Here is a 20,801-nt window from a genome sequence, read left to right on the forward strand (position 1 = left end):
GCGGGGCTTTAGAATGCGGCATCACTTTCCCGCATAAAGGTCAGACCATGACGCATCCCTCCCGCACCGGTGGCCAGATTCTGGTGGACGCCCTGAAGATCCACGGCGTGGACACCGCCTTCGGCGTGCCCGGCGAAAGCTATCTCGACGTGCTCGACGCACTGCACGAGTCCGGCATCCGCTTCATCATCAACCGCCAGGAGGGCGGCGCGGCATTCATGGCCGAGGCCTACGGCAAGATGACCGGCCAGCCCGGCATCTGCTTCGTCACGCGCGGCCCCGGCGCCACCAACGCCTCCATCGGCGTGCACACGGCCTTCCAGGACTCCACGCCGATGATCCTCTTCATCGGCCAGGTGGGCAGCGATTTCATGGACCGCGAGGCCTTCCAGGAAATCGACTACCGCCGCATGTACGGCCAGATGGCGAAATGGGTGGCGCAGATCGACCGCGCCGACCGCATCCCCGAATACATGGCGCGCGCCTTCCAGGTGGCCACCAGCGGCCGCCCCGGCCCCGTCGTGCTGGCCTTGCCGGAAGACATGCTGACCAATCTGGCCGCCGTGGCCGACACCGGCCGCTACCAGCCGACCCAGGGCGCGCCGTCGCAGCCGCAGATGGCCCAGCTGCGCGCCATGCTGGCCGGCGCCAAGCGCCCGCTGGTGCTGCTGGGCGGCGGCGGCTGGAACGCGCAGGCCTGCGCCGACGTGCAGCGCTTCGCCGAGGCCAACGCGCTGCCGGTGGCCTGCGCCTTCCGCTTCCAGGATCTGCTGGACAACCACCACCCGCACTACGCGGGCGACGTGGGCATAGGCATCAACCCCAAGCTGGCCGCGCGCGTAAAAAACGCCGACGTGCTGATCGCCATCGGCCCGCGCCTGGGCGAGATGACCACCAGCGGCTACGAGCTGCTGTCCTCGCCGGTGCCGCAGCAGCGCCTGGTGCATATCCACGCCAGCCCGGAAGAACTGGGCAGCGTCTACCAGGCTGAACTGATGATCGCCAGCGGCATGCCGCAAGTGGCGGCCATGCTGGCGCAGATGGCGCCGGTGGATGCGGCCGCATGGCAGGGCAGCGTGGCCGAGGCGCGCGCCGAGTACGCGGCCTTCCAGCAGCAGCCGCCCATTTTCCAGGACGGCAAGGCGCCGCTGAACCTGTGGCAGCTGGTGCAGGACATGGACGCGCTGACCCCGGCCGACACCATCATCACCAACGGCGCCGGCAACTACGCCACCTGGGCGCACCGTTTCCACCGCTACGGCGCCATGCGTACCCAGCTGGCGCCGACCAGCGGCGCCATGGGCTACAGCGTGCCGGCCGGCGTGGCGGCCAAGATTATCGATCCCTCGCGCACCGTGATCACCTTTGCCGGCGACGGCGAATACATGATGAACGGCCAGGAGCTGGCCACGGCGGTGCAGTACCGGGCCGGCGTGATCATTATCGTGTTCAATAACAGCATGTTCGGCACCATCCGCATGCACCAGGAGAAGAACTATCCGGGCCGCGTGTCGGGCACGGAGCTGCACAATCCGGACTTCGCGGCGCTGGCGCAGGCCTATGGCGCGCATGGCGAGGTGGTGACGGAAACGGCGCAGTTCGCGCCCGCGCTGCAGCGCGCGCTGGACCATACGCGCGGCAACAGCCTGCCGGCGGTGATCGAGCTGCGCTATGACGGCAATCTGATCACGCCGGGCGCCACGCTGGAGACCATCCGCAAGAACGCTGAGGCGGCTAAAAAGGCCTGAGCGGCGTAAGCCGCCGCCCCCTGCAACGGCGGGTTACGCCGCTGCGCTGCCAACCCGCCCTACGCCTGCTGGGGCTGCGGCGCGGCCTGCTTGACGGGGGCCTCGTGCGGCATCTTGGGCGTGGCGGGCGTCTCTTCTTCCGGCTCCAGCGGGGCCGGCTTGGGTGCGGGGCATGGCTTGCAGGCCGGCGCCGCGCGCCCGAAATCCTTCACCTTCTTCAAACGCGACGGCACCTCCGGCTGGCCGCAATAGCCGCCATCGAGCACCAGCGTGTCGCCATTGTCGGCGAACTTGCCGCTGATGGTGCGCTCCTCCTCGTCCACCTGCACGCTGAAATACATCTGCTTGCCGCGCGGGTCGAGGTTGACGTCGTGCGCCACCAGCGGCCAGCTCAGGCCGCCGGCGGTAAATTCATAAATCACCGTGTCCACTTCGGCAAAGCGCTGCACGCTGATGCGCTGGCCGCCGAATTCGCCTGTTTCGGCATGCACGCACAAATCCGAATACACCGCCATGCCGTAGCGGGGGAAGCCTTGCTGGGCCTTGGGCGCGGCAATCGCGGCACTGGCCGCCAGCAGGGAGAAACACGCGAGTTGATGGGCAATTTTCATGGCTGCAATTCTAGCACCGGAATAAAAAACGGCGGCCCGCAGGCCGCCGTTCTCAGCATTTAACTCCGCTTACACGGAATTAGAAGGTGTGCTTGATGCCCACGTTGAATGCTTTGTCGCCCGAACCGGCTTCAGCGTTGTTACCAACGGTGTAGCTGGCGCCGCGCTTGTTCTTGATCTTGGCGTAAGCAACATAGGTGCTGGTACGCTTCGACAGGGCGTAGGAGTAACCTACTGCCAGCTGGTTGGCGTCGCGGTTGGCCAGTTCGTTGTCATCCTTGTGGATGTACGAAGCGATCAGGGTGCCTGCGCCGCCGATAGGAGCGGTTGCGCCGATCAGCATGGTGTCGCTGTCTTTCGAAGCGGCCACGGCGGTTGCGGTGAAGGCGGTTGGGTTAGGGATAGGCGACGAGGTTGGGCCTTTGTCGCTGCTGTACGCGAAGTAGCCTTTTACAACGTTGAAGTCGTAGTTGGCCGCGAACAGGGTGTTGTGCGCGTATTCGTTGTTCACAACTGGCGCGCCAGCTGCAGCAACGTCGTTGTTGCGGTTGTTGTAAGCCAGACGGGCGTTCAGCGGACCGTTGGTGTACGCCAGGGAGATACCCAGTTGACGGCCAGCGTCGGCTTTCGACTGTTCGCCTACGCCGTATTGCGCTTCAACGTTGAAGCCGTTGTAGGTTGGGGTCTTGTAGTTAACCGAGTTCGAGATACGCACGCTGGCGCCCGAAGCGGAGAACAGGTTCTTTGCGGAACCAGCCAGGCCAGCCTGGAATGGGTCGGCAACTTGCACCAGGGCGTTGTACATTGGGGTGTACTGGCGGCCCAGGGTCAGCGAACCGGCTTCTTTCGAAACCAGGCCTACGTAGGATTGACGCTGGAACAGGCCGGATGCGTCGCCCACGCCGGTGTCGGCTGCGAAGCCCGATTCCAGCAGGAACACTGCGGACAGGCCGCCACCCAGGTCTTCAGTACCGCGGAAACCGATACGGGAAGTGTTGGCAACACCACTGCTTACCTTCGTTACGTTACCTGCTTTGCCGCCACGCTCGGAGACCAGGCCGGCATCAACGATACCGTAGATGGTGACGTTCGATTGGGCGAAAGCAGCATTGCTCAGTGCACCCAGAACTGCGATGGAGATCAGAGTTTTTTTCATTACGAGTTTCCTTCAGTTTGTGTTGCAAAAATGGTAAAGCTGGAACTACGGCTCAATTCTTGTGCTTGTCTGCGACTGATGTTCAGGCGCCACACTTTATTATGTTGTGACGGCAATCCCCGATTGCCACGCTGCGATTTCGGATAGGAAACGCGTCACTTATATCTGCTGCCGCTTGCTGTTGCCGGCTTCGTCACAGAGCGGTTGGCTCTGGAGGCGGCACTATACTGGCCGTTTGCTAATCCAGCAAGTGTTATGAATCGTCCAGTGCGCGCGATGGCCTTACTTGCAAGCTGGACCAAACCGCATCATTTATACAGTAATCGGCGCAATCCTGCATGGACTTGTTAGTTATAAGTAATTTCCACAATAGAATAGTGGGCGCCCGCTTGGCGCTCGATTGGCGCTCCGCCTGCGCCCCTTCCTCCAGTCGTGCGCCCCTTGACTGCCCCGCCAAAAAGCCTATCGTTATATTAACGAGCCCGCCTCGAGCCTCCCCGCCATACGCCTGCATATACAACACTTGCCAATTTTTTTTACAAAAATAAAGACTTTCTTGTCCAAGACAAAACCCCATCTTAGGACGGAATTGCGCCCGTGGTTGCAGCTTGCCCACCTGTGTCGTGGACAAGCTCGGCCATAGCGGCTTTCCGGCGAAAAGCGCACGTCCGTACGTGTCACTTTCTCCAACGAAACGATTGTAGAATGCAGTTCGCAAGCGGGTAAGCAGCCCACCCGCACAGAAAGCGCGGCCACCCCGAACCAGTGGCCGCATAGGCACAATGAACACTGAGACCCCCTTTTTGACAGTTCCCAGCACCATCAGCGACGTTGAGCGCGATACCGGCGTGGCCAAGGAAACCTTGCGCGTCTGGGAACGGCGCTACGACTTTCCGCAGCCGCTGCGCGATCCGTTTGGCGAACGCGTCTACCCGACCGAGCAGGTGGTCAAGCTGCGCCTGGTGAAAAGGCTGATCGACCTCGGCTTCCGCCCGGGCAAGGTGATCCAGTACAGTCCCGAAGAATTGCAGGCGCTGGCCGAAAAGGCCGCCGAAGGCAACAAGGCGCGCAGCAGCCGCGCCCACCACCCCGAAATGCAGATCTATCTGGACTTGTGCAAATCGCACCAGATGGATGCGCTGCGCCGCAAGCTGTCGCAGGCGCTGCTGGTGATGGGCCTGAAAAGCTTCGTCATCGACCTGGTGACGCCGCTGACGGCCATGGTGGGCGACGCCTGGGCCTCCGGCCGTTTCGCCGTGTTTGAAGAACACCTGTTCGCCGAATCGCTGCAGATGGTGATGCGCAGCGCCATCTTCTCCGTACCGCAGGCAAACGCCGGCAACGGCTCGGCGCCGCGCCCGCGCATCCTGCTCACCACGCTGCCGCAGGAGCGCCACGGCCTGGGCCTGCTGATGGCCGAAGCGCTGTTCGCCGCCGAAGGCGCGCACGGCATTTCGCTGGGCCTGCAAACCCCGGTGCCGGACCTGGCCGACGCCGCCCGCAGCCTGGGCGTGGACATCGTGGCGCTGTCGCTGTCGGCGTCCATGAATCCGCGCCAGGCGCTGGACGGCCTGAAAGAGCTGCGCGCGCGCCTGCCGGAGACGGTGGAAATCTGGGCCGGCGGCAATTGCTCGGTGCTGCGCAAGCGTCCGCCCCCCTTCGTGCGCGTGTTCCAGCTGCACGAAATCGGCGGCGGCATCGCCGACTGGCGCGTGCGCGTGCGCACCCAGGCCATGCCGGGCGCGTGATCCGCGCCCTGCGCGATTGACGTTCAGGCAATGATCGCCCGGTCCCGCTGCGGCCGGCGGCCGGCGCTCTGGTAGAATACTGGCAGTATTTCCCCGTCCGGCGCCGCCGGACCTTCGCTTGAAGCCCTCTACCGCACACCAATGTTCAGCTTCTTCAAGAAAAAACCTGTCCAGCCCGAGACTGTCCCCACCCTGCCCCCGGCAGCCGCCCCCGCCATTGCGCCCGCCGCCGCAGCCACGCCGGACACGCCGCTGGCGGCGCCCAGCGCCGCCGGCGCGGAGCAAGACAAGCCCAACTGGATGGCCCGCCTCAAGGCCGGCCTGTCGAAAACCTCCGCCAACCTGTCCGTGCTGTTTGTCGGCGCCAAGATCGACGACGCGCTGTACGAGGAGCTGGAAGCGGCGCTGCTGATGGCCGACGCCGGCATCGACGCCACCCAGTTCCTGCTCGACGCCCTCAAGCGCAAGGTCAAGGAAGACAAGCTGCTGGACGCAGCCGCCGTCAAGGCCGCCCTGAAAACCCTGATGATAGAGCTGCTGGCGCCGCTGCAAAAGCCGTTCGAGCTGGGCCGCCACCAGCCGCTGGTGATGATGATTTCCGGCGTCAACGGCGCCGGCAAGACCACCACCATCGGCAAGCTGGCCAAGCACATGCAAGGCCACGGCCAGTCCGTGCTGCTGGCCGCCGGCGACACCTTCCGCGCCGCCGCGCGCGAACAGCTGATGGTCTGGGGCCAGCGCAACAACGTCACCGTTATTTCCCAGGAGTCCGGCGATCCGGCCGCCGTGTCCTACGACGCGGTGCAGTCGGCCAAGGCCAAGGGCATCGACGTGGTGATGATAGACACGGCCGGCCGCCTGCCGACCCAGCTGCACCTGATGGAAGAGCTGAAAAAGGTCAAGCGCGTACTGGGCAAGGGCCTGGAAGGCGCGCCGCACGAGACCTTGCTGGTTATCGACGGCAACACCGGCCAGAACGCGCTGGCGCAGGTGAAGGCCTTCGACGACGCGCTGCAACTGAGCGGCCTCATCATTACCAAGCTGGACGGCACGGCCAAGGGCGGCGTCATCGCCGCCATCGCCCGGGTGCGCCCTGTGCCGGTGTACTTCATCGGCATCGGCGAGCGCATCGAGGACTTGCAGCCCTTCAACGCCACCGAATTTGTCGAAGCCCTGCTGGGCTAAACGAACAGGACAGCCCACGCCCATGATCGAATTCCAGCACGTTAGCAAACAATACTCGGCCGACGCCACCGCGCTGCGCGACGTGTCGTTCACGGTCAACAAGGGCGAGCTGGTGTTCCTGGCCGGCCCGTCCGGCGCCGGCAAGTCCACCCTGCTGAAGATGATCGCCGCCATGGAGCGCCCCAGCTCGGGCAAGGTCATCGTCAACGGCCAGGACATCGGCAAGCTCAAGGCCGCCGGCGTGCCCTTTTTGCGCCGCAACCTGGGCCTGATCTTCCAGGAGCAGCGCCTGCTGGCCGACCGCTCCATCCTGGCCAATGTGATGATGCCGCTGATGGTCACCGGCCAGCCGCGCGCGCAGGCCGAGCAGCGCGCCCGCGCCGCGCTCGACAAAGTGGGCCTGGGCGAGCGCGCCAACGCCGCGCCGCTGGCCCTGTCCGGCGGCGAGCAGCAGCGCGTGTCGATCGCGCGCGCCATCGTCAACCGCCCGCAAATCATCCTGGCCGACGAGCCCACCGCCAACCTGGACCGCGCCAGCGCCGACCGCGTGCTCGACGCCCTGCGCGCCTTCCACTCGGTGGGCGTGACCTGTCTGATCTCCACCCATGACGACCACGTGCTGGCCGGCGCGGCGCGCGTGATCCACCTCAAGCAAGGCCAGCTGCAGGATGCGGCGCAAGCGGAGGTGGCCGCATGACCAGCTGGTTCCGTCAACACGGCTTCGCGCTGGGCGCCGCCCTGGTGCACCTGCGCAAGGCGCCTGGCAGTTTCCTGTTCAACATCCTGGTGGTGGCCATCGCCCTGGCCCTGCCCTTCATGGGCCTGACCCTGCTGGACAATGTGCGCCCGCTGTCCGAGCAGATGTCGGTCGATCCCGAAATCAGCCTGTTCATGAAGCAGGACGTGGCGCGCGAGCAGTCCGCCGCGCTGGCCACGCCGCTGCGCGAGCTGATGAAGGACGCCAAAATCATCTTCGTGCCGCGCGAAAAGGCGCTGGACCAGCTGAAAGGCAAGAGCGGCCTGTCCGACGTGCTGGCCACGCTGGGCGAAAACCCGCTGCCCGACAGCTACATCATCAAGCTGGACGCTTTCCGCAGCGCCGCCGCCGGCCTGGATGTGGACACGCTGGCCGAGCAGATGCGCACCCTGCCCGGCGTGGACACGGTGCAGATCGATTCGGCCTGGGTGAAGCGCCTGGCCGCGCTGATCGGCGTGCTCAAGCTGGCCCTGCTGCTGCTGGCCGCCACGCTGGGCACGGTGGTGGTGGCGGTGGTCTTTAACACCATCCGCCTGCAGGTGCTGACCCAGCGCGAGGAAATCCTGGTCTCCAAGCTGATCGGCGCCACCGACACCTTCATCCACCGCCCCTTCTACTACACCGGCGCGCTGCTGGGCCTGTGCGCGGGCGGCGCCGCGCTGGGCGCGGTGGCGCTGGCGCTGCAGCCGCTGAACAAGGCCATTGCCGAGTTCGCCCGCCTGTACGCCTCCGAATTCCAGCTCGCGCCGCTCGAGCCGCTGCCCATGGCCGGCCTGCTGGCCGTGTCGGCCGCGCTGGGCCTGGTCGGCGCCGTGCTGTCGGTGCAGCGCCATCTGGCCCGCCTGAACTGAGCTGGCGGGTTACGGGCTGCGCCCTAACCCGCCCAAACGTGCGTTCCCGCACAGTCCCTTCCAGCCCCCTCCGCTATATTGACGATACGCAAACATACTGCACTTCGCCACGCCTTTGCCAAAAGCCATCGAATAGAATCAGCCCATAGCATTACCGCTATCAGGGGCATTGCAACTGGCGATTGGCACTCTCCAAGCGAGAGTGCTAATATATGTCCAACTGATGCCTAAACTCATGCACACAAGCAACATTAAGCTGAGTTTAAGATGTGTCACGCAAGATGCAAGAATCCGAAACATTCCATGTTCGACGAGCGAGGAAACAAAAATGACTATGATGACCGCACCTGCCGCATTGGTACCCACCAATAAAAATGCACTGGCGTTGGGACTGGGATTCACTGGCAACCTGGGCAACCTGGACGCCTACATTTCGGCGGTCAACCGCCTGCCTATGCTCACGCCTGAAGACGAAAAGCGTCTCGGCCGCAATCTCAAAGAGAACAACGACCTGGGCGCCGCGCAGGAGCTGGTGCTGTCGCACCTGCGCCTGGTGGTGTCGATCGCGCGCGGCTACCTGGGCTATGGCCTGCCGCACGCCGACTTGATCCAGGAAGGCAATATCGGCCTGATGAAAGCGGTCAAGCGCTTCGACGCCGACCAGGGCGTGCGCCTGGTGTCGTACGCCATGCACTGGATCAAGGCCGAAATCCACGAATACATCCTGAAGAACTGGCGCCTGGTCAAAGTGGCCACCACCAAGGCCCAGCGCAAGCTGTTCTTCAACCTGCGCAGCCACAAAACCGGCCTGGACGCCATGTCGCCGACCCAGATCGACAACCTGGCCAAGCTGCTGGACGTGAAGCGCGAAGAAGTGATCGAAATGGAAACGCGTTTGAGCGGCCGCGACATCGCCCTAGAATCGCCGACCGACGACGAAGACGACAAATTCGCGCCCATCGCCTACCTGTCCTCCGAGCAAAGCGAGCCGACCCGCGTGCTGGAAGCCGAGCAAATCACGCGCCTGCATTCCGAAGGCCTGGAAACGGCGCTGGGCAAGCTGGACGCCCGTTCGCGCCGCATCGTCGAAGCCCGCTGGCTGGCCAATGACGACGGCTCCGGCGCCACGCTGCACACGCTGGCCGCCGAGTTCGGCGTCTCGGCCGAGCGCATCCGCCAGATCGAAGCGGCCGCGCTGAAAAAAATGAAAGGCGCGCTCGCCGCCTACATGTAAGGCTGCCGCAGCGGCTTGCTCCACCACAAAAAGGGGTCAGGGTTAATTAAATTGGCAACAATTTAATTAACCCTGACCCCTTTTTGCTTTACAGCAAGCGTGCGCCACGCAGGATGTGTTTTAGCTAATATTTCGGTCTCTACCGGAGAATGAATATGCAGCTCAGAATCATCAGTCTACTGGCTTGCTTTGCCGGTTTTGGCATCGTCGGCGCTTGCAGCGTGGTGGCGCAGAACGGCGGCGGCACGCCAACGCCCGCGCCCACGCCGCCGCGCAAGAGCGCCACTTATACGCTGGGCGCCGGCCAGACCGTGGCGCTGACGCCGGCCGCCACACTGAAGCTGGAACGCATCAACGACAGCCGCTGCAAGACCGGCGCGGTGTGCGTGTGGGAGGGCTATATCAGCTACAGCTTTGTGCTAACCAGCAACGGCGCCAGCAGCAACTTTGTGCTGTCGGAAAAAATGCCGAACGCCAGCAACAGCGCCATGCAGCAGGGCCTGCGCTTCACGCTGGAGGGGGTGGACCCGCCGGACCCGCCTGCGTTAAATGCTCCTGCGCCAACTTATCGGGTAAGCTTAAGGGTGGAAATTCCTTAGCCACCGCGCCACGCCGGCGCGCATTGCCCCGATAAGAGAGCCCATGACTTCGCCACATCGCCGCGCCCTTCCCTCCCTGCTTGTTTCCTCCATCATCATCACCATCGCCGCCGCGCCGGCCGCCTGGGCCAAGAGCCCGGTGGCCACCGGCACCGGCGGCGCGGCCGCCACCATCAGCGCGCAGGCCACGCAGTCGGCCATGACCATCCTGAACCAGGGCGGCAACGCGGTGGACGCGGCCGTGGCGGCGGCGGCCACGCTGGGCGTGACCGATCCCTTCAGCTGCGGCATAGGCGGGGGCGGTTTCATGATGATCTACCTGGCCAAGGACAAGCGCGTGATCACCATCGACCACCGCGAAATGGCGCCGGCCAATTTCAAGCCCACCATCTTCCAGCAGGACGGCAAGGAGCTGGACTTCGAGCAGACCGTGGCCAGCGGCATGTCGGTGGGCGTGCCGGGCACGGTGCGCGGCTGGCACGAGGCGCTGGAGCGCTACGGCTCCATGCCGCTGAAGAAGGTGCTGCAGCCCGCCATCAAGGTGGCGGCGGACGGCTTCAAGGTGAACGCCAATTTCTCGCACCTGGTGGCGTCCAACGAGGCCAAGTTCCAGCTGTTCCCTGCCACGGCCAAACTGTATCTGAAGGACGGCAAGGCGCTGCCGGAAGGCAGCCTGTTGCGCAATCCGGACCTGGCCAAGGCTTACCGCGAACTGGCGGCCGGCGGCATCAAGGTGTTCTATGAAGGCAAGATGGCGCGCGCCATCGTCGATACGGTCAACAATCCCGGCGGCAAGGTGCGCGCGGGCGCCATGACCATGGCCGACCTGGCCAACTACGAGGCGCGCATCCGCCAGCCGCTGCGCTCCACCTACCGCGGCTACGACATCTACGGCATGCCCCTGCCCAGCAGCGGCGGCGTGGCGGTGGCCGAGGCGCTCAACATCCTGGAAGGCTACGACCTCAAGTCCATGCCGCGCGACAAGGTCGAGCACCTGTACCTGGAGGCCAGCCGCCTGGCCTTCGCCGACCGCAACGCCTACCTGGCCGATCCCGAATACCTGGAAGCGCCGGTGCAGGGCCTGATGAGCAAGGATTACGCCGCGCGCCGCCGCGAGCTGATCAACCCGCAGCGCGCCGCCGCGCACGCGGACGCGGGCGATCCCTACCCCTTCCAGAACGACCAGAGCGTGCCGCTGCGCCCGGCCCAGTCCAAGTTGCTGGCCGAAGGCGCGCACACCACCCACCTGACCGTGTCGGACAAGGACGGCAACATCGTCTCCTACACCTTCACCATTGAATCCTGGGGCGGCAGCGGCATCACCGTGCCCGGCTACGGCTTCCTGCTCAACAACGAGATGACGGACTTCGATTTCAGCGGCCCGCATCCCAACGTGCCGGAAGCGGGCAAGCGTCCGCGCAGCAGCATGTCGCCCACGCTGGCCTTCAAGAACGGCAAGCCGGCGTTTTCGGTCGGCAGCCCGGGCGGCTCCACCATCATCACCACGGTGCTGCAAACCATCGTCAACCATATCGACCTGGGCATGACCATGAGCCAGGCGGTGGACGCGCCGCGCCTGTCCGAACGCAACAACAGCGCCACCAATATCGAGCCGGGCTACGCCGCCAGCGGCGCCGCCAAGGCACTGGAAAAATACGGCCAGCGCTGGAGCCCCGCGCAGGAGGAAATCGGCGCGGCCAACGCGCTGCTGTTCAATGCCGACGGCACAGTGACGGCGGTCAGCGAAGGCTGGCGCCACGGAGTGGGCAGCGCGCAAGTGCAGAAGCTGGGGCACTAGCGCATTCGCCCGGCGCATGCCCGGGCGTTAGCGCATGGCGCGCGCGGCCTGAATGAATTCGGGGATACGCGCGTTGACGGATGGCCGGTAGCGCCACGCCATGGGTGGAGGCGCACCGTCCCGCAGCAACACGTCAACCGCGGCCGCGGCAATGGTTTGCGACAGCGCCTGGCCGGGACAGCCATGCGCGCCGGCTCCGTAGCCTTTGCCTGCGGCGGCCAGCAGCACCAGTATCGCTTGCCCGGCTTCGATGCGCGCGCCACCTATGCTGACGTCCTGCGCGGCGAAGCGGCGCGTGTTCTGGATGGGCGGGTCGCTGCGCATCACGTCCGCCACCAGCCTGGCGCCCGGCAGCGCCGCCTTGGCGGGATCGCGCATCAGCGCCACGATGCTGTTGCCGACCAGCCCAGCCGTGGCCTCATAGGTTTGCGAAAGAACGCCAACGAGGTTGGACAGGATGGCGTTGGCGTTGTGCCAGCCCGCCGCGTCGGCTTCGGCCAGCACCTGCGCCAGCAGGCTGCCCGGCTGCGCGCGCCCCGATGCCGACGCCGATGCCGACGCCGATGCCAGCGCCGGCTCCCGCAGCATGGCCTTGAAGCTGTCCAGCAGCGGCAAAGCCGCGCGATGCGAACCCGCGATCTGCTCCGGACTGCTGAGCGGCGACAGGCAGGCCACGAATTCCGCCATCCATGCGGCCACCTGCGGCAGCTGCGCGTCCGGGAAGCCAAGCAGGCTGGCCACGGTCCGCACCGGCACCGCGAACATCCATGCCGACAGCGCCTCCGGGCCTGCCGCGCGCTGCGCGTCCGCGCTTGCCAGCGCCGCAGCCCGCGCCTGCACGGCCGGCAGATCCAGCCGCGCCAGTGCGCGCTGCAGCACCAGCCTGGGCGCCGCGTGCCGCTGGCCGTCATTCATCCGCACCAGCGCGCTAAACACCTGCCCTGCGCTGCCGCCGGCGAGGGCGGCGGGCACCGGCTCCGCCAGCGGCCGCACGCGCAAGTCCGCATGCCGCAGCACCGCATCCACCTCGGCCGCGCCGGCGGCTATCCAGAGCTTCAGATGCTCGTCAAAAAACAGCGCCGGCCGCGCGGCCATTTCGGCGTAATACGGGTACGGGTCGGCGTGCGTCACCGCTGTGATGGCGTCCATCTTCTCTCCCTTTGCATATGTCGATGGAGTGCAGTATCCTGAAAAAGCCGCCACCACACTTCGCTCCAGCCCGAACCATGAATGCAGAAAACCAGCTGGCCCGCATCGCCGGCGCCATCGCCGAACCGGCCCGCGCACGCATGCTGTGCTGCCTGCTGGACGGGCGCGCCCGCACCAGCACCGAACTGTCCGTGGTGGCCGAAGTGGGACCATCCACCGCCAGTACCCATCTGGCGCGCCTGAAGGACGAACAGCTGGTGCAGCTGCTTGCGCAAGGCAAGCACCGCTACTATCAGCTGGCGGACGCCAACGTGGCCGCCGCGCTCGAAGCGTTGCTGGTGGTGGCCGGCCTGCCGCGTCCCGCCTTCAAGCCCAATACACCGGACCGCCTGCGCCACGCCCGCACCTGCTACGACCATATGGCCGGCACAGTGGCGGTGCGCCTGCACGACCACATGACAGCGCAAGGCTGGCTGGCCGGCGCGTCCAGCGGCGAAGGCAGCGCATACCAGCTCACGCCGGCCGGCGAACTGGGCGTGCGCGCCCTCGGCATCGACACCGCCGCGCTGCGCAAGCTGCGCCGCCGCTTCGCCTGCCCCTGCCTGGACTGGAGCGAACGCAAGCCCCACGTGGGCGGCGCGCTGGGCGCGGCCATGCTGACGCTGGCGCTCGACAAGGGCTGGGTGGAGCAGGACCTGGACAGCCGGGCGCTGGCCGTTCCGCCCAAGGGGCAGCGCCGGATGCTGGCCGCCTTCGGTCTAAGCGACGTTTAAGAATCGCATCGGATGATGTGATGTCAACTTAACCACTTGCGGAGTATCAAATGAAAACCTGGCTGCGCGCGAACAAGGGCTTCATCGCCTTCCTGATGCTGTTTGGCCTGTTCCGTACCGCCGTGGCGGACTGGAATCCCATCCCTTCCGCGTCCATGCATCCCAACCTGCTCGAGGGCGACGTGGTGTTCGTGAACCGCCTCGCCTTCGACCTGAAAGTGCCGCTGACCGACGTGGTGGTGGCGCACCTGGGCGAGCCGCAGCGCGGCGACATCGTCACCTTCTCCTCGCCGCTGGACAAGACCCGCCTGATCAAGCGCGTGATCGCCCTGCCCGGCGACACCGTCGCCATGCAGAAGGACCAGCTCATCATCAACGGCCAGCCGGCCGGCTACAGCATGCCGGCCGACGCCGTGGAGGCGATCGAGCACGTGGGCAAGCTGCAGGCGCTGCAGCTGACCGAAACGTCCGGCGGCAGCGAACGCCGCATCCAGCTGCTGCCGCAAGTGGCGAGCAGCCGGCGCGATTTCGCCCCGCTCACCGTCCCCGCCGGCAGCTATCTGATGCTGGGCGATAACCGCAACAACAGCATGGACTCGCGCTACATCGGCCTGGTGCCGCGCGAGATGCTGATCGGCCGCGCCGTGCGCGTGCTGGTGTCGGCCGACATCGTCGGCAACTGGATGCCGCGCACCGAACGCTTTGGCATGGCGCTGGGCGGGCAATGATCGCTTTCCAGGGACTGTCGAAATCCTACGGCGGCTTTGACGCCGTCAAGCCGCTGTCGCTGACGGTGCCGCGCGGCGAGGTATTCGGCTTCCTGGGGCCGAACGGCGCCGGCAAGACCACCACCATCCGCATGCTGATGGGCATACTGGTGCCCAGCGCCGGACGGGTGCTGGTGAACGGCCTCGATTGCCACGCCGACGCGGCGCAGGTCAAGCGCCACGTGGGCTACTTGCCCGACACGCCGATTTTCTACGACTATCTGCGCGGCCGCGAGATACTGCAGTTCGTGGCCGAAATGCACGGCTACTCGCGCTCGGAGGCGGCGGCGCGCGCGCACCGCCTGCTGCGCGAACTGGCGCTGGAGGACGTGACCGAGGAGTTCGCGGTGAACTACTCGCTGGGCATGAAGAAGAAGCTCGGCCTGGCCTGCGCGCTGGTGCACGACCCGAAAGTGCTGGTGCTCGACGAACCTATCAACGGCCTGGACCCGCGCGCCGCGCGCGACGTGCAGGAGCGCCTGGTGGCCGCCGCCGCGCAGGGCACCACCATCTTTGTATCCACTCACTTGCTCGATATGGCCGAGCGCATGTGCAGCCGGGTGGGCATTATCCATCGCGGCGCGCTGGTGGCCAGCGGCACGGTCGACGAGCTGCGCAGCGCAGCCTGCGCCGACGGCTCGCTGGAAGAAGTCTTCCTGAAGATCACCGACGAAGCCGGCGAGCGCGCATGAACGGGCGCTCGTCCGCCGGCGCCATCTGGCTGTTGGCGCGCTTGCGCTTGCTGCGCCTGTTGAACATGACGGCCGCCGTCCAGTTCGGCGGCGCCAAGGGCAAGAGCCGCGCCGCCTCGCGCGGCAAGAAGAGCAGCCGCTGGCTGCTGGGCCTCATCGTCGGCGCGGCCATGCTGTTCGCCTTCACCACCATGATGCGCACTTCGGTGCTCAATCTGCACTGCAAGCTCGATAGCACGCAGCGCTGCGTCAAGCTGGCCGCCACCCACTCGGCAGAGCGCATGCAGGAATTGGCCGGCGCCCATCTGCACACCCATCACTTCAGTCCCGCGCTGGCCGCCGCCGCCACGCTGATGCTGCTGCTCATGTGGCTGGTGAGCTTCCTGCTGCCGCTGGCCAGCAAGGAGATGGCGCAGGCGGACTGGGACCTGGAATGGCTGGTGACGCTGCCGGTCGAACGCGGCGCGCTGCTATGGGCGCGGGTGCTGGAGCGCAGCATCGCCAATCCCACCGGCATCCTGGCGCTGTGGCCGCTGTGCATGGTGCTGGCCTGGTATGGCAATCATGGCTGGTGGGCGCCGCTGCTGGGCGCCGCCGCCGCCTTCGCGCTGCTGATGCTGGCGGCGCTGATGCGCACCCTGGCCGATACCGGCTTGCGGCTGTCGCTGCCGGCGTCGCAATTGCGCAACCTGCAGGCGCTGGCCTCGGTGCTCAGCATGCCGCTGATGTATGTGGGGATATCCTATTCAACGTGGTCCAACAATTCCTTCACGCTGGATTGGGCGCGCAGCTTTCCGGCATGGACCTTGTGGACACCGCCCGGCCTGGCCGTGCAGGCGCTGACCGCCGCCACCGCCACGGCGGCGCTGCTGGCCGCCGCGCTGCTCTGCGTGCAAGTGGCCGCGCTGCTGTTGGCCGGCATGGCGCTGCTGCGCCACCAGCTGCGCGGCGGCGTGGTGGCCAGCGGCGCGCGCGAGGCGGCCAGGCGCGGCAACAGCGCGGCGGCGGCGGTGGCCCCGCAGCGCTGGCGCATCGGCACCGTGCTGCAGCGGCGCGAGCTGATGCTGCTCGGGCGCGACCGCAACTTCCTGGTCCAGAGCCTGCTGATCCCGGTGGTGCTGATCGCCAGCCAGCTGCTGGTCAGCGGCCGCTTCTCCAGCATCACGCTGCTGGGCCAGAACCAGCAGATGATGGCCGCCATCGCCTTCGGCATCGGCAGCTACGTGCTGCTGCTGTCGGCCTTCCAGTCGCTCAACACCGAAGGCAACGCGCTGTGGATGCTCTACACCTTCCCGCGCCCCATCGGCGCGCTGCTGAAAGAAAAGGCCCAGCTGTGGGGCGTGCTGGCCACGCTGTATCCGCTGCTGGTGTTCGCCATCGGCCTGGCCTACACGCCCGACTTCAACTGGCCCCTGCTGGGCTACGTCGCCATCGTGCTGGCCGGGATCCCGATCTACGCGCTGATCGCCGTCTCGCTGGGCGTGTTCGCCAGCGACCCGCAGGCGCAGGAAACCCAGGCCCGTGTGCGGCCCACCTATGCCTATCTCTACATGCTGCTGTGCGGCCTCTACACCTACGCGCTGTACGCCGGCGACTGGCTGCAGGCGCTGGCCATCATCATCATGACCGCCGCGCTTGCGCTCGCGCTGTGGCAAAAAGCGCAGGACGCGCTGCCCTTCCTGCTGGACCCCGGCGCCGCGCCCCCGGCCCGCGTCGCCTTGTCGGACGGCCTGATCGCGGCCATGCTGTTCTTCGTGCTGCAGCACCTCGTGGCCATGCTGGCGGGCGGCACGCCCGGCAGGCTGTCCACCGCCACACTCGCCTTCGCCGTCGCGGGCGGCACGGTGTATGCGCTGGTGCGCTACCTGTACTGGCGCCACAAGACGGCCGGCATCCCTGTCATCTTCAGCCGCCGGTCGGGCGCATGGGCAGGCACGGTGCATGCGCTGCCCGCCACGCTGGCCGCATGCGCCTTCGGCGCCTTCTATATGTGGCTGCTGCGCGACACGCCGTGGTGGCCCAGGCATGCGCCGCGCGGCCTGCAGCTGGTGCTGCCGCTGACGGTACTGGCCGCGCCGCTGTTCGAGGAGTTCATTTTCAGGGGGCTGATCTTCGGCGGCCTGCGGCGCCTCGGCAGTGCTCTGCCTGCCGCGGCGGCCAGCGCGGCGCTGTTCGCCATAGTGCATCCGGCCGTGTCGATGGCGCCGGTGTTCGTGCTGGGGGTGTGTACTGCCTGGGCCTATGAACGCAGCAGGTCGCTGCTGGCCCCGATGCTGGTGCACGCCGCCTACAACGCCATGGTGATCGGCGTGCAGGCGGCGCTGTAGTGCGGTTTAAATGTACTGCGGACCGTCGTTGACGAAGCCGCCGCCCTGGTAGGTGGTGGCTGCGTCGTCCTTGTCCGGATACACGCCGGTGTCCGGGAACAGGTGCTTGAACTGCTCCGAGCTGTCCTTGGGCTTGAAGCCGATGAAGGCAGCCTTGCTGTTGTCCCACCACACGGCTTCGTTGTTCGACTGGCCGTACAGGATGGCGTGGCCGACGCGCGGCGCCATCAGCGAGCAGCGCAGCGCTTCCACCAGGTCGTCGTAGCTCAGCCAGGTGCGCATCATGCGCGGGTTCTTCGGTTCCGGGAAGGACGAGCCGATGCGCAGACATACGGTTTCAATGCCGGTGCGGTCGAAGTAGTAGCGCGCCAGCTGTTCGCCGAACACCTTGCTGATGCCGTACATGCTGTCCGGGCGGGTCGGGCTGTCCGCGTCCAGCACCTCGGTCACCTTGTGGAAGCCGATGGCGTGGTTGGAACTGGCGAAAATGATGCGGCGGGTGCCGGCCTTGTGCGCGCCTTCGTACAGGTTGTACGTGCCCTGGATATTGGCCGCCATGATGGCTTCGAAATTGCTCTCGGTGGAGATGCCGCCGAAATGCAGCACCGCGTCCACGCCTTCCAGCAGTTTCAGCACGGCGGGCTTGTCGGACAGGTCGCAGCGCACGATTTCCTCGCCCTCGCGCGCCTCGCCCATGTCGCCGATGTCGCTCAGGCGCACCACGTCCGCCCACGGCTTGATGCGGTCGCGCAGAATCTTGCCCAGTCCGCCTGCTGCGCCGGTCAGCAGGATGCGTTTAAATGGTTTGCTCATGTAAAGTCCACTCAGTCCAGTTGTACGATGTCGTATGATACTAGGAAATCAAGTCACCGGGGCCGGATTGAACAGCACGAGCGCGTTATGCAGCTTCCATTGTTCGGCCCAGGTCTTGCGGCCGCTGGCCACTTCCAGCATCAGGCGGAACATTTCCCAGCCCACGTCGGCGATGCTCGCCTCGCCGCTGGCGATGCGGCCGGCGTTCACGTCCATCAGGTCGTGCCAGCGCGCGGCCAGTTCGTTGCGGGTGGCTACCTTGATCACCGGCACCTCGGCCAGGCCGTAAGGCGTGCCCCGGCCGGTGGTGAAGATGTGCAGGTTCATGCCGGCCGCCACCTGCAGCGTGCCGCAGATGAAGTCGCTGGCCGGCGTGGCCGCGTAGATCAGGCCCTTCTGGGTCAGCTTCTCGCCCGGCGACAGCACGCCCGAGATCGGCGAGCTGCCGCTCTTGACGATGGAGCCCATCGCTTTCTCGACAATATTCGACAGGCCGCCCTTCTTGTTGCCCGGCGTGGTATTTGCGCTACGGTCCACGCCGCCCCGCTTCAGGTACTGGTCGTACCAGTCCATCTCGCGGATCATGGCGGCCGCCACTTCCTCGTTGACGGCGCGCGAAGTCAGCTGGTCGATGCCGTCGCGCACTTCGGTCACTTCGGAGAACATCACGGTGCCGCCGGCGCGCACCAGCAGGTCGGTGGCAAAACCGACGGCCGGGTTGGCGGTCACGCCCGAGAAGGCGTCGCTGCCGCCGCACTGCACGCCCACCACCAGCTCGGACGCGGGCACGGTTTCGCGGCGGCGCTTGTCCAGCGCCTGCAGGTTCACTTCGGCGGTCTTCATGATGGAGGCGATCATCGACTGGAAGCCGACGTGGCCCTGGTCCTGCAGGCAAACGTGGGCCGGATCGGCGCCGCCGCCGTTCTGGATGGGGATGGAGCCGCGCGGGAACAGGCGCGCCGGCTGCAGCTTTTCGCAGCCCAGGCTGACGACCATGGCCTGGCCGCCGAAGTTCGGGTTCAGGCTGATGTTGCGCACGGTGCGGATGGGAATATTGGCGCCCGGCGCGTCGATCGCCACGCCGCAGCCGTAGGTGTGCTCCAGGCCCACCACGTCGTCCACATTCGGGTATTTCGGCAGCAGCTCGGCCTTGATGCGCTGCACCGCGTGCTCCACCACGCCCGCCACGCATTGCACGGTGGTGGTGATGGCCAGGATGTTGCGGGTGCCCACGCTGCCGTCCGGATTGCGGTAGCCCTCGAAGGTGTAGCCCTCCAGCGGCTCCTGCGGCGGCGGCTTCACGGTGGCGATCGGCAAGCCGGTCAGCTCGCGCGCGGCCGGCATTTCCACCTGCGCCTCGGCGATCCAGCTGCCCGCTTCGATGTCCAGCGCGGCAAAACCGATAGTTACGTTATAGCGGATAACGGGGTCGCCCTTGGCGAAAGCGCGCAAAGCCACTTTGTGCCCTTGCGGCACCGCTTCGCGCAGCGTGAGGCCGTTCGGGAACACCGCACCGGCGGGCAGGCCGCCGTCATTGACAACGATGGCAACATTGTCGTTCTCATGCATGAGGATGTAGCGCGGGCTGTTCGCGCTCGGCTCGGTCGTCATTTTTACGTCCTTGTTGGTTACTTGCTGTATTACGTGCTATGCGATTCAGTATGGCAGAGAAAAAAAATTTTGGCTAGTCCAGATTGATTATTTGGTCAGACCACCTTAGAATGGCCTGACCAAACGAACACAGCGGAACCTGCCTTGATCCCTAAAAAATCCAGCTCAACCCCGGAAGCCGCCAGCCACGAGCCGCGCCTGTACCGTGTGGTGGCGGACCGCATCCAGCAATTGATCGCCGCCGAAGGCATCGCCGCCGGCGAGCGCCTGCCGTCGGAGCGCGACCTGGCCACCAAACTCAGCGTGAGCCGCGCCTCGCTGCGCGAAGCGCTGATCGCGCTCGAACTGGGCGGCGTGATCGAAGTGCGCGGCGGCTCCGGCGTGTATGTCAGCGCGCTGCCCGAGGCCGACGTGGCGCTGCCCGAAGCCGGCCCCGGCCCCTTTGAAGTGCTGCACGCGCGCCGCCTGATCGAAGCGGAAATCGCCGCCATCGCCGCGCGCGTGGCCACGCCCGGCGACGTGGACGCCATCCTGAAAGCGGTGGAACAGATGGAAGCGAGCCATGCCAACAAGGCCAGCAACGAACAGGCCGACCGCGCCTTCCACCTGGCCATTGCGCGCGCCACCGGCAACAGCGCGCTGGTGGGCGGCCTGGACTACCTGTGGAACCAGCGCGGCCGCCTGTGGCACAAGCTGAAAGAGCATTTCCAGACCGAGGAACTGCGCCAGGAAACGCTGAAGGACCACCGCCGCATCCTGGAAGCGATCGCCGCCGGCGATCCGGCCGGCGCCAGGAAAGCCATGCGCTCCCACCTCGAACGCGTAACCCGCACCTTCTCGAGGGGGTAAGCGCAGCAAGGCCGCCGCAGTCCGGCCCGCGCCTGCCCCGCAGAGGGCAGCGCCCGGCAACAACCCATTATCAACCGCCTGCGAGCTAGGCCGCGCTTCACCGCGCAGCCCTCCTCTCAGCGGCACGGAGCAC

18 protein-coding genes are annotated in these 20,801 nt (G+C 66.1%); 13 read left to right on the forward strand and 5 right to left on the reverse strand.

Going from position 1 to position 20,801, the window contains the following annotated elements; translation table 11 throughout:
- The first annotated feature begins 47 nt into the window (after nucleotides 1-47).
- Nucleotides 48-1,748 (forward strand): thiamine pyrophosphate-binding protein, encoded by a 1,701-nt coding sequence (locus AC07S4_RS08715; protein ID WP_494986263.1) that lies wholly within the window; start codon nucleotides 48-50, stop codon nucleotides 1,746-1,748.
- A 59-nt stretch (nucleotides 1,749-1,807) separates the two neighbouring features.
- Here AC07S4_RS08715 and AC07S4_RS08720 read toward each other — a convergent pair whose 3' ends face one another.
- Together AC07S4_RS08720 and AC07S4_RS08725 are read right to left on the reverse strand one after the other, a co-directional pair.
- On the reverse strand, nucleotides 1,808-2,359 hold the full coding sequence (locus AC07S4_RS08720) for a hypothetical protein (protein WP_494986264.1): 552 nt from the start codon (nucleotides 2,357-2,359) through the stop codon (nucleotides 1,808-1,810).
- Nucleotides 2,360-2,438: 79 nt separating this feature from the next.
- Nucleotides 2,439-3,515, reverse strand: a complete 1,077-nt coding sequence (locus AC07S4_RS08725) for a porin (RefSeq protein ID WP_494986265.1) — start codon at nucleotides 3,513-3,515, stop codon at nucleotides 2,439-2,441.
- Nucleotides 3,516-4,297: 782 nt separating this feature from the next.
- Here AC07S4_RS08725 and AC07S4_RS08730 point away from each other — a divergent pair.
- From AC07S4_RS08730 to ggt, 7 genes are all read left to right on the forward strand, one after another.
- A complete protein-coding gene (locus tag AC07S4_RS08730; RefSeq protein WP_494986266.1) occupies nucleotides 4,298-5,263 on the forward strand; it encodes a MerR family transcriptional regulator in 966 nt (321 codons plus the stop codon).
- A gap of 141 nt (nucleotides 5,264-5,404) precedes the next feature.
- The gene (gene ftsY, locus AC07S4_RS08735; RefSeq protein ID WP_494986267.1) at nucleotides 5,405-6,448 is read left to right on the forward strand and encodes a signal recognition particle-docking protein FtsY; all 1,044 of its coding nucleotides are present in this window, start codon (nucleotides 5,405-5,407) and stop codon (nucleotides 6,446-6,448) included.
- A 22-nt stretch (nucleotides 6,449-6,470) separates the two neighbouring features.
- Nucleotides 6,471-7,145, forward strand: a complete 675-nt coding sequence (locus AC07S4_RS08740; protein ID WP_494986268.1) for a cell division ATP-binding protein FtsE — start codon at nucleotides 6,471-6,473, stop codon at nucleotides 7,143-7,145.
- Nucleotides 7,142-8,056, forward strand: coding sequence for a permease-like cell division protein FtsX (gene ftsX / locus AC07S4_RS08745; RefSeq protein WP_494986269.1), 915 nt, complete (start codon nucleotides 7,142-7,144; stop codon nucleotides 8,054-8,056). Before AC07S4_RS08740 ends, ftsX begins: the two co-directional genes overlap by 4 nt.
- A gap of 334 nt (nucleotides 8,057-8,390) precedes the next feature.
- The gene (gene rpoH, locus AC07S4_RS08750) at nucleotides 8,391-9,290 is read left to right on the forward strand and encodes an RNA polymerase sigma factor RpoH (protein ID WP_494986454.1); all 900 of its coding nucleotides are present in this window, start codon (nucleotides 8,391-8,393) and stop codon (nucleotides 9,288-9,290) included.
- Between the two features lie 155 nt (nucleotides 9,291-9,445).
- Nucleotides 9,446-9,889: a hypothetical protein gene (locus AC07S4_RS08755; RefSeq protein WP_494986270.1), complete on the forward strand. Its 444-nt coding sequence runs from the start codon at nucleotides 9,446-9,448 to the stop codon at nucleotides 9,887-9,889.
- 43 nt (nucleotides 9,890-9,932) lie between these two features.
- A complete protein-coding gene (gene ggt, locus AC07S4_RS08760; protein ID WP_494986271.1) occupies nucleotides 9,933-11,687 on the forward strand; it encodes a gamma-glutamyltransferase in 1,755 nt (584 codons plus the stop codon).
- Between the two features lie 27 nt (nucleotides 11,688-11,714).
- On the opposite strand, the gene AC07S4_RS08765 is transcribed toward ggt, so the two are convergent.
- Complete coding sequence (locus AC07S4_RS08765; RefSeq protein ID WP_494986272.1) at nucleotides 11,715-12,836, reverse strand: cytochrome P450; 1,122 nt, start codon at nucleotides 12,834-12,836, stop codon at nucleotides 11,715-11,717.
- A 77-nt stretch (nucleotides 12,837-12,913) separates the two neighbouring features.
- On the opposite strand from AC07S4_RS08765, the gene AC07S4_RS08770 reads away from it, so the two are divergent.
- The 4 genes from AC07S4_RS08770 to AC07S4_RS08785 are packed head-to-tail and all read left to right on the forward strand — an operon-like array spanning nucleotide 12,914 to nucleotide 17,395.
- The gene (locus AC07S4_RS08770; RefSeq protein WP_494986273.1) at nucleotides 12,914-13,609 is read left to right on the forward strand and encodes an ArsR/SmtB family transcription factor; all 696 of its coding nucleotides are present in this window, start codon (nucleotides 12,914-12,916) and stop codon (nucleotides 13,607-13,609) included.
- Between the two features lie 50 nt (nucleotides 13,610-13,659).
- On the forward strand, nucleotides 13,660-14,337 hold the full coding sequence (gene lepB / locus AC07S4_RS08775) for a signal peptidase I (RefSeq protein WP_494986274.1): 678 nt from the start codon (nucleotides 13,660-13,662) through the stop codon (nucleotides 14,335-14,337).
- Nucleotides 14,334-15,068: an ABC transporter ATP-binding protein gene (locus AC07S4_RS08780; protein ID WP_494986275.1), complete on the forward strand. Its 735-nt coding sequence runs from the start codon at nucleotides 14,334-14,336 to the stop codon at nucleotides 15,066-15,068. Before lepB ends, AC07S4_RS08780 begins: the two co-directional genes overlap by 4 nt.
- Nucleotides 15,065-17,395, forward strand: a complete 2,331-nt coding sequence (locus AC07S4_RS08785; RefSeq protein ID WP_494986276.1) for a CPBP family intramembrane glutamic endopeptidase — start codon at nucleotides 15,065-15,067, stop codon at nucleotides 17,393-17,395. The genes AC07S4_RS08780 and AC07S4_RS08785 overlap by 4 nt, the downstream gene beginning before the upstream one ends.
- 6 nt (nucleotides 17,396-17,401) lie before the next feature.
- On the opposite strand, the gene AC07S4_RS08790 is transcribed toward AC07S4_RS08785, so the two are convergent.
- Both AC07S4_RS08790 and garD read right to left on the reverse strand, forming a co-directional pair.
- Entirely contained in the window at nucleotides 17,402-18,208 is an 807-nt protein-coding gene (locus tag AC07S4_RS08790) for an NAD-dependent epimerase/dehydratase family protein (RefSeq protein ID WP_161071596.1), read from the reverse strand.
- Nucleotides 18,209-18,256: 48 nt separating this feature from the next.
- Nucleotides 18,257-19,819: a galactarate dehydratase gene (gene garD / locus AC07S4_RS08795; RefSeq protein ID WP_494986277.1), complete on the reverse strand. Its 1,563-nt coding sequence runs from the start codon at nucleotides 19,817-19,819 to the stop codon at nucleotides 18,257-18,259.
- A gap of 144 nt (nucleotides 19,820-19,963) precedes the next feature.
- Between garD and AC07S4_RS08800 the strand changes: the two genes are divergently transcribed.
- Nucleotides 19,964-20,668, forward strand: a complete 705-nt coding sequence (locus AC07S4_RS08800) for a FadR/GntR family transcriptional regulator (protein WP_187358642.1) — start codon at nucleotides 19,964-19,966, stop codon at nucleotides 20,666-20,668.
- The last annotated feature ends 133 nt before the right edge of the window (nucleotides 20,669-20,801 follow it).

Source organism: Pseudoduganella sp. GW821-FHT05F09 (genome assembly GCF_059419605.1).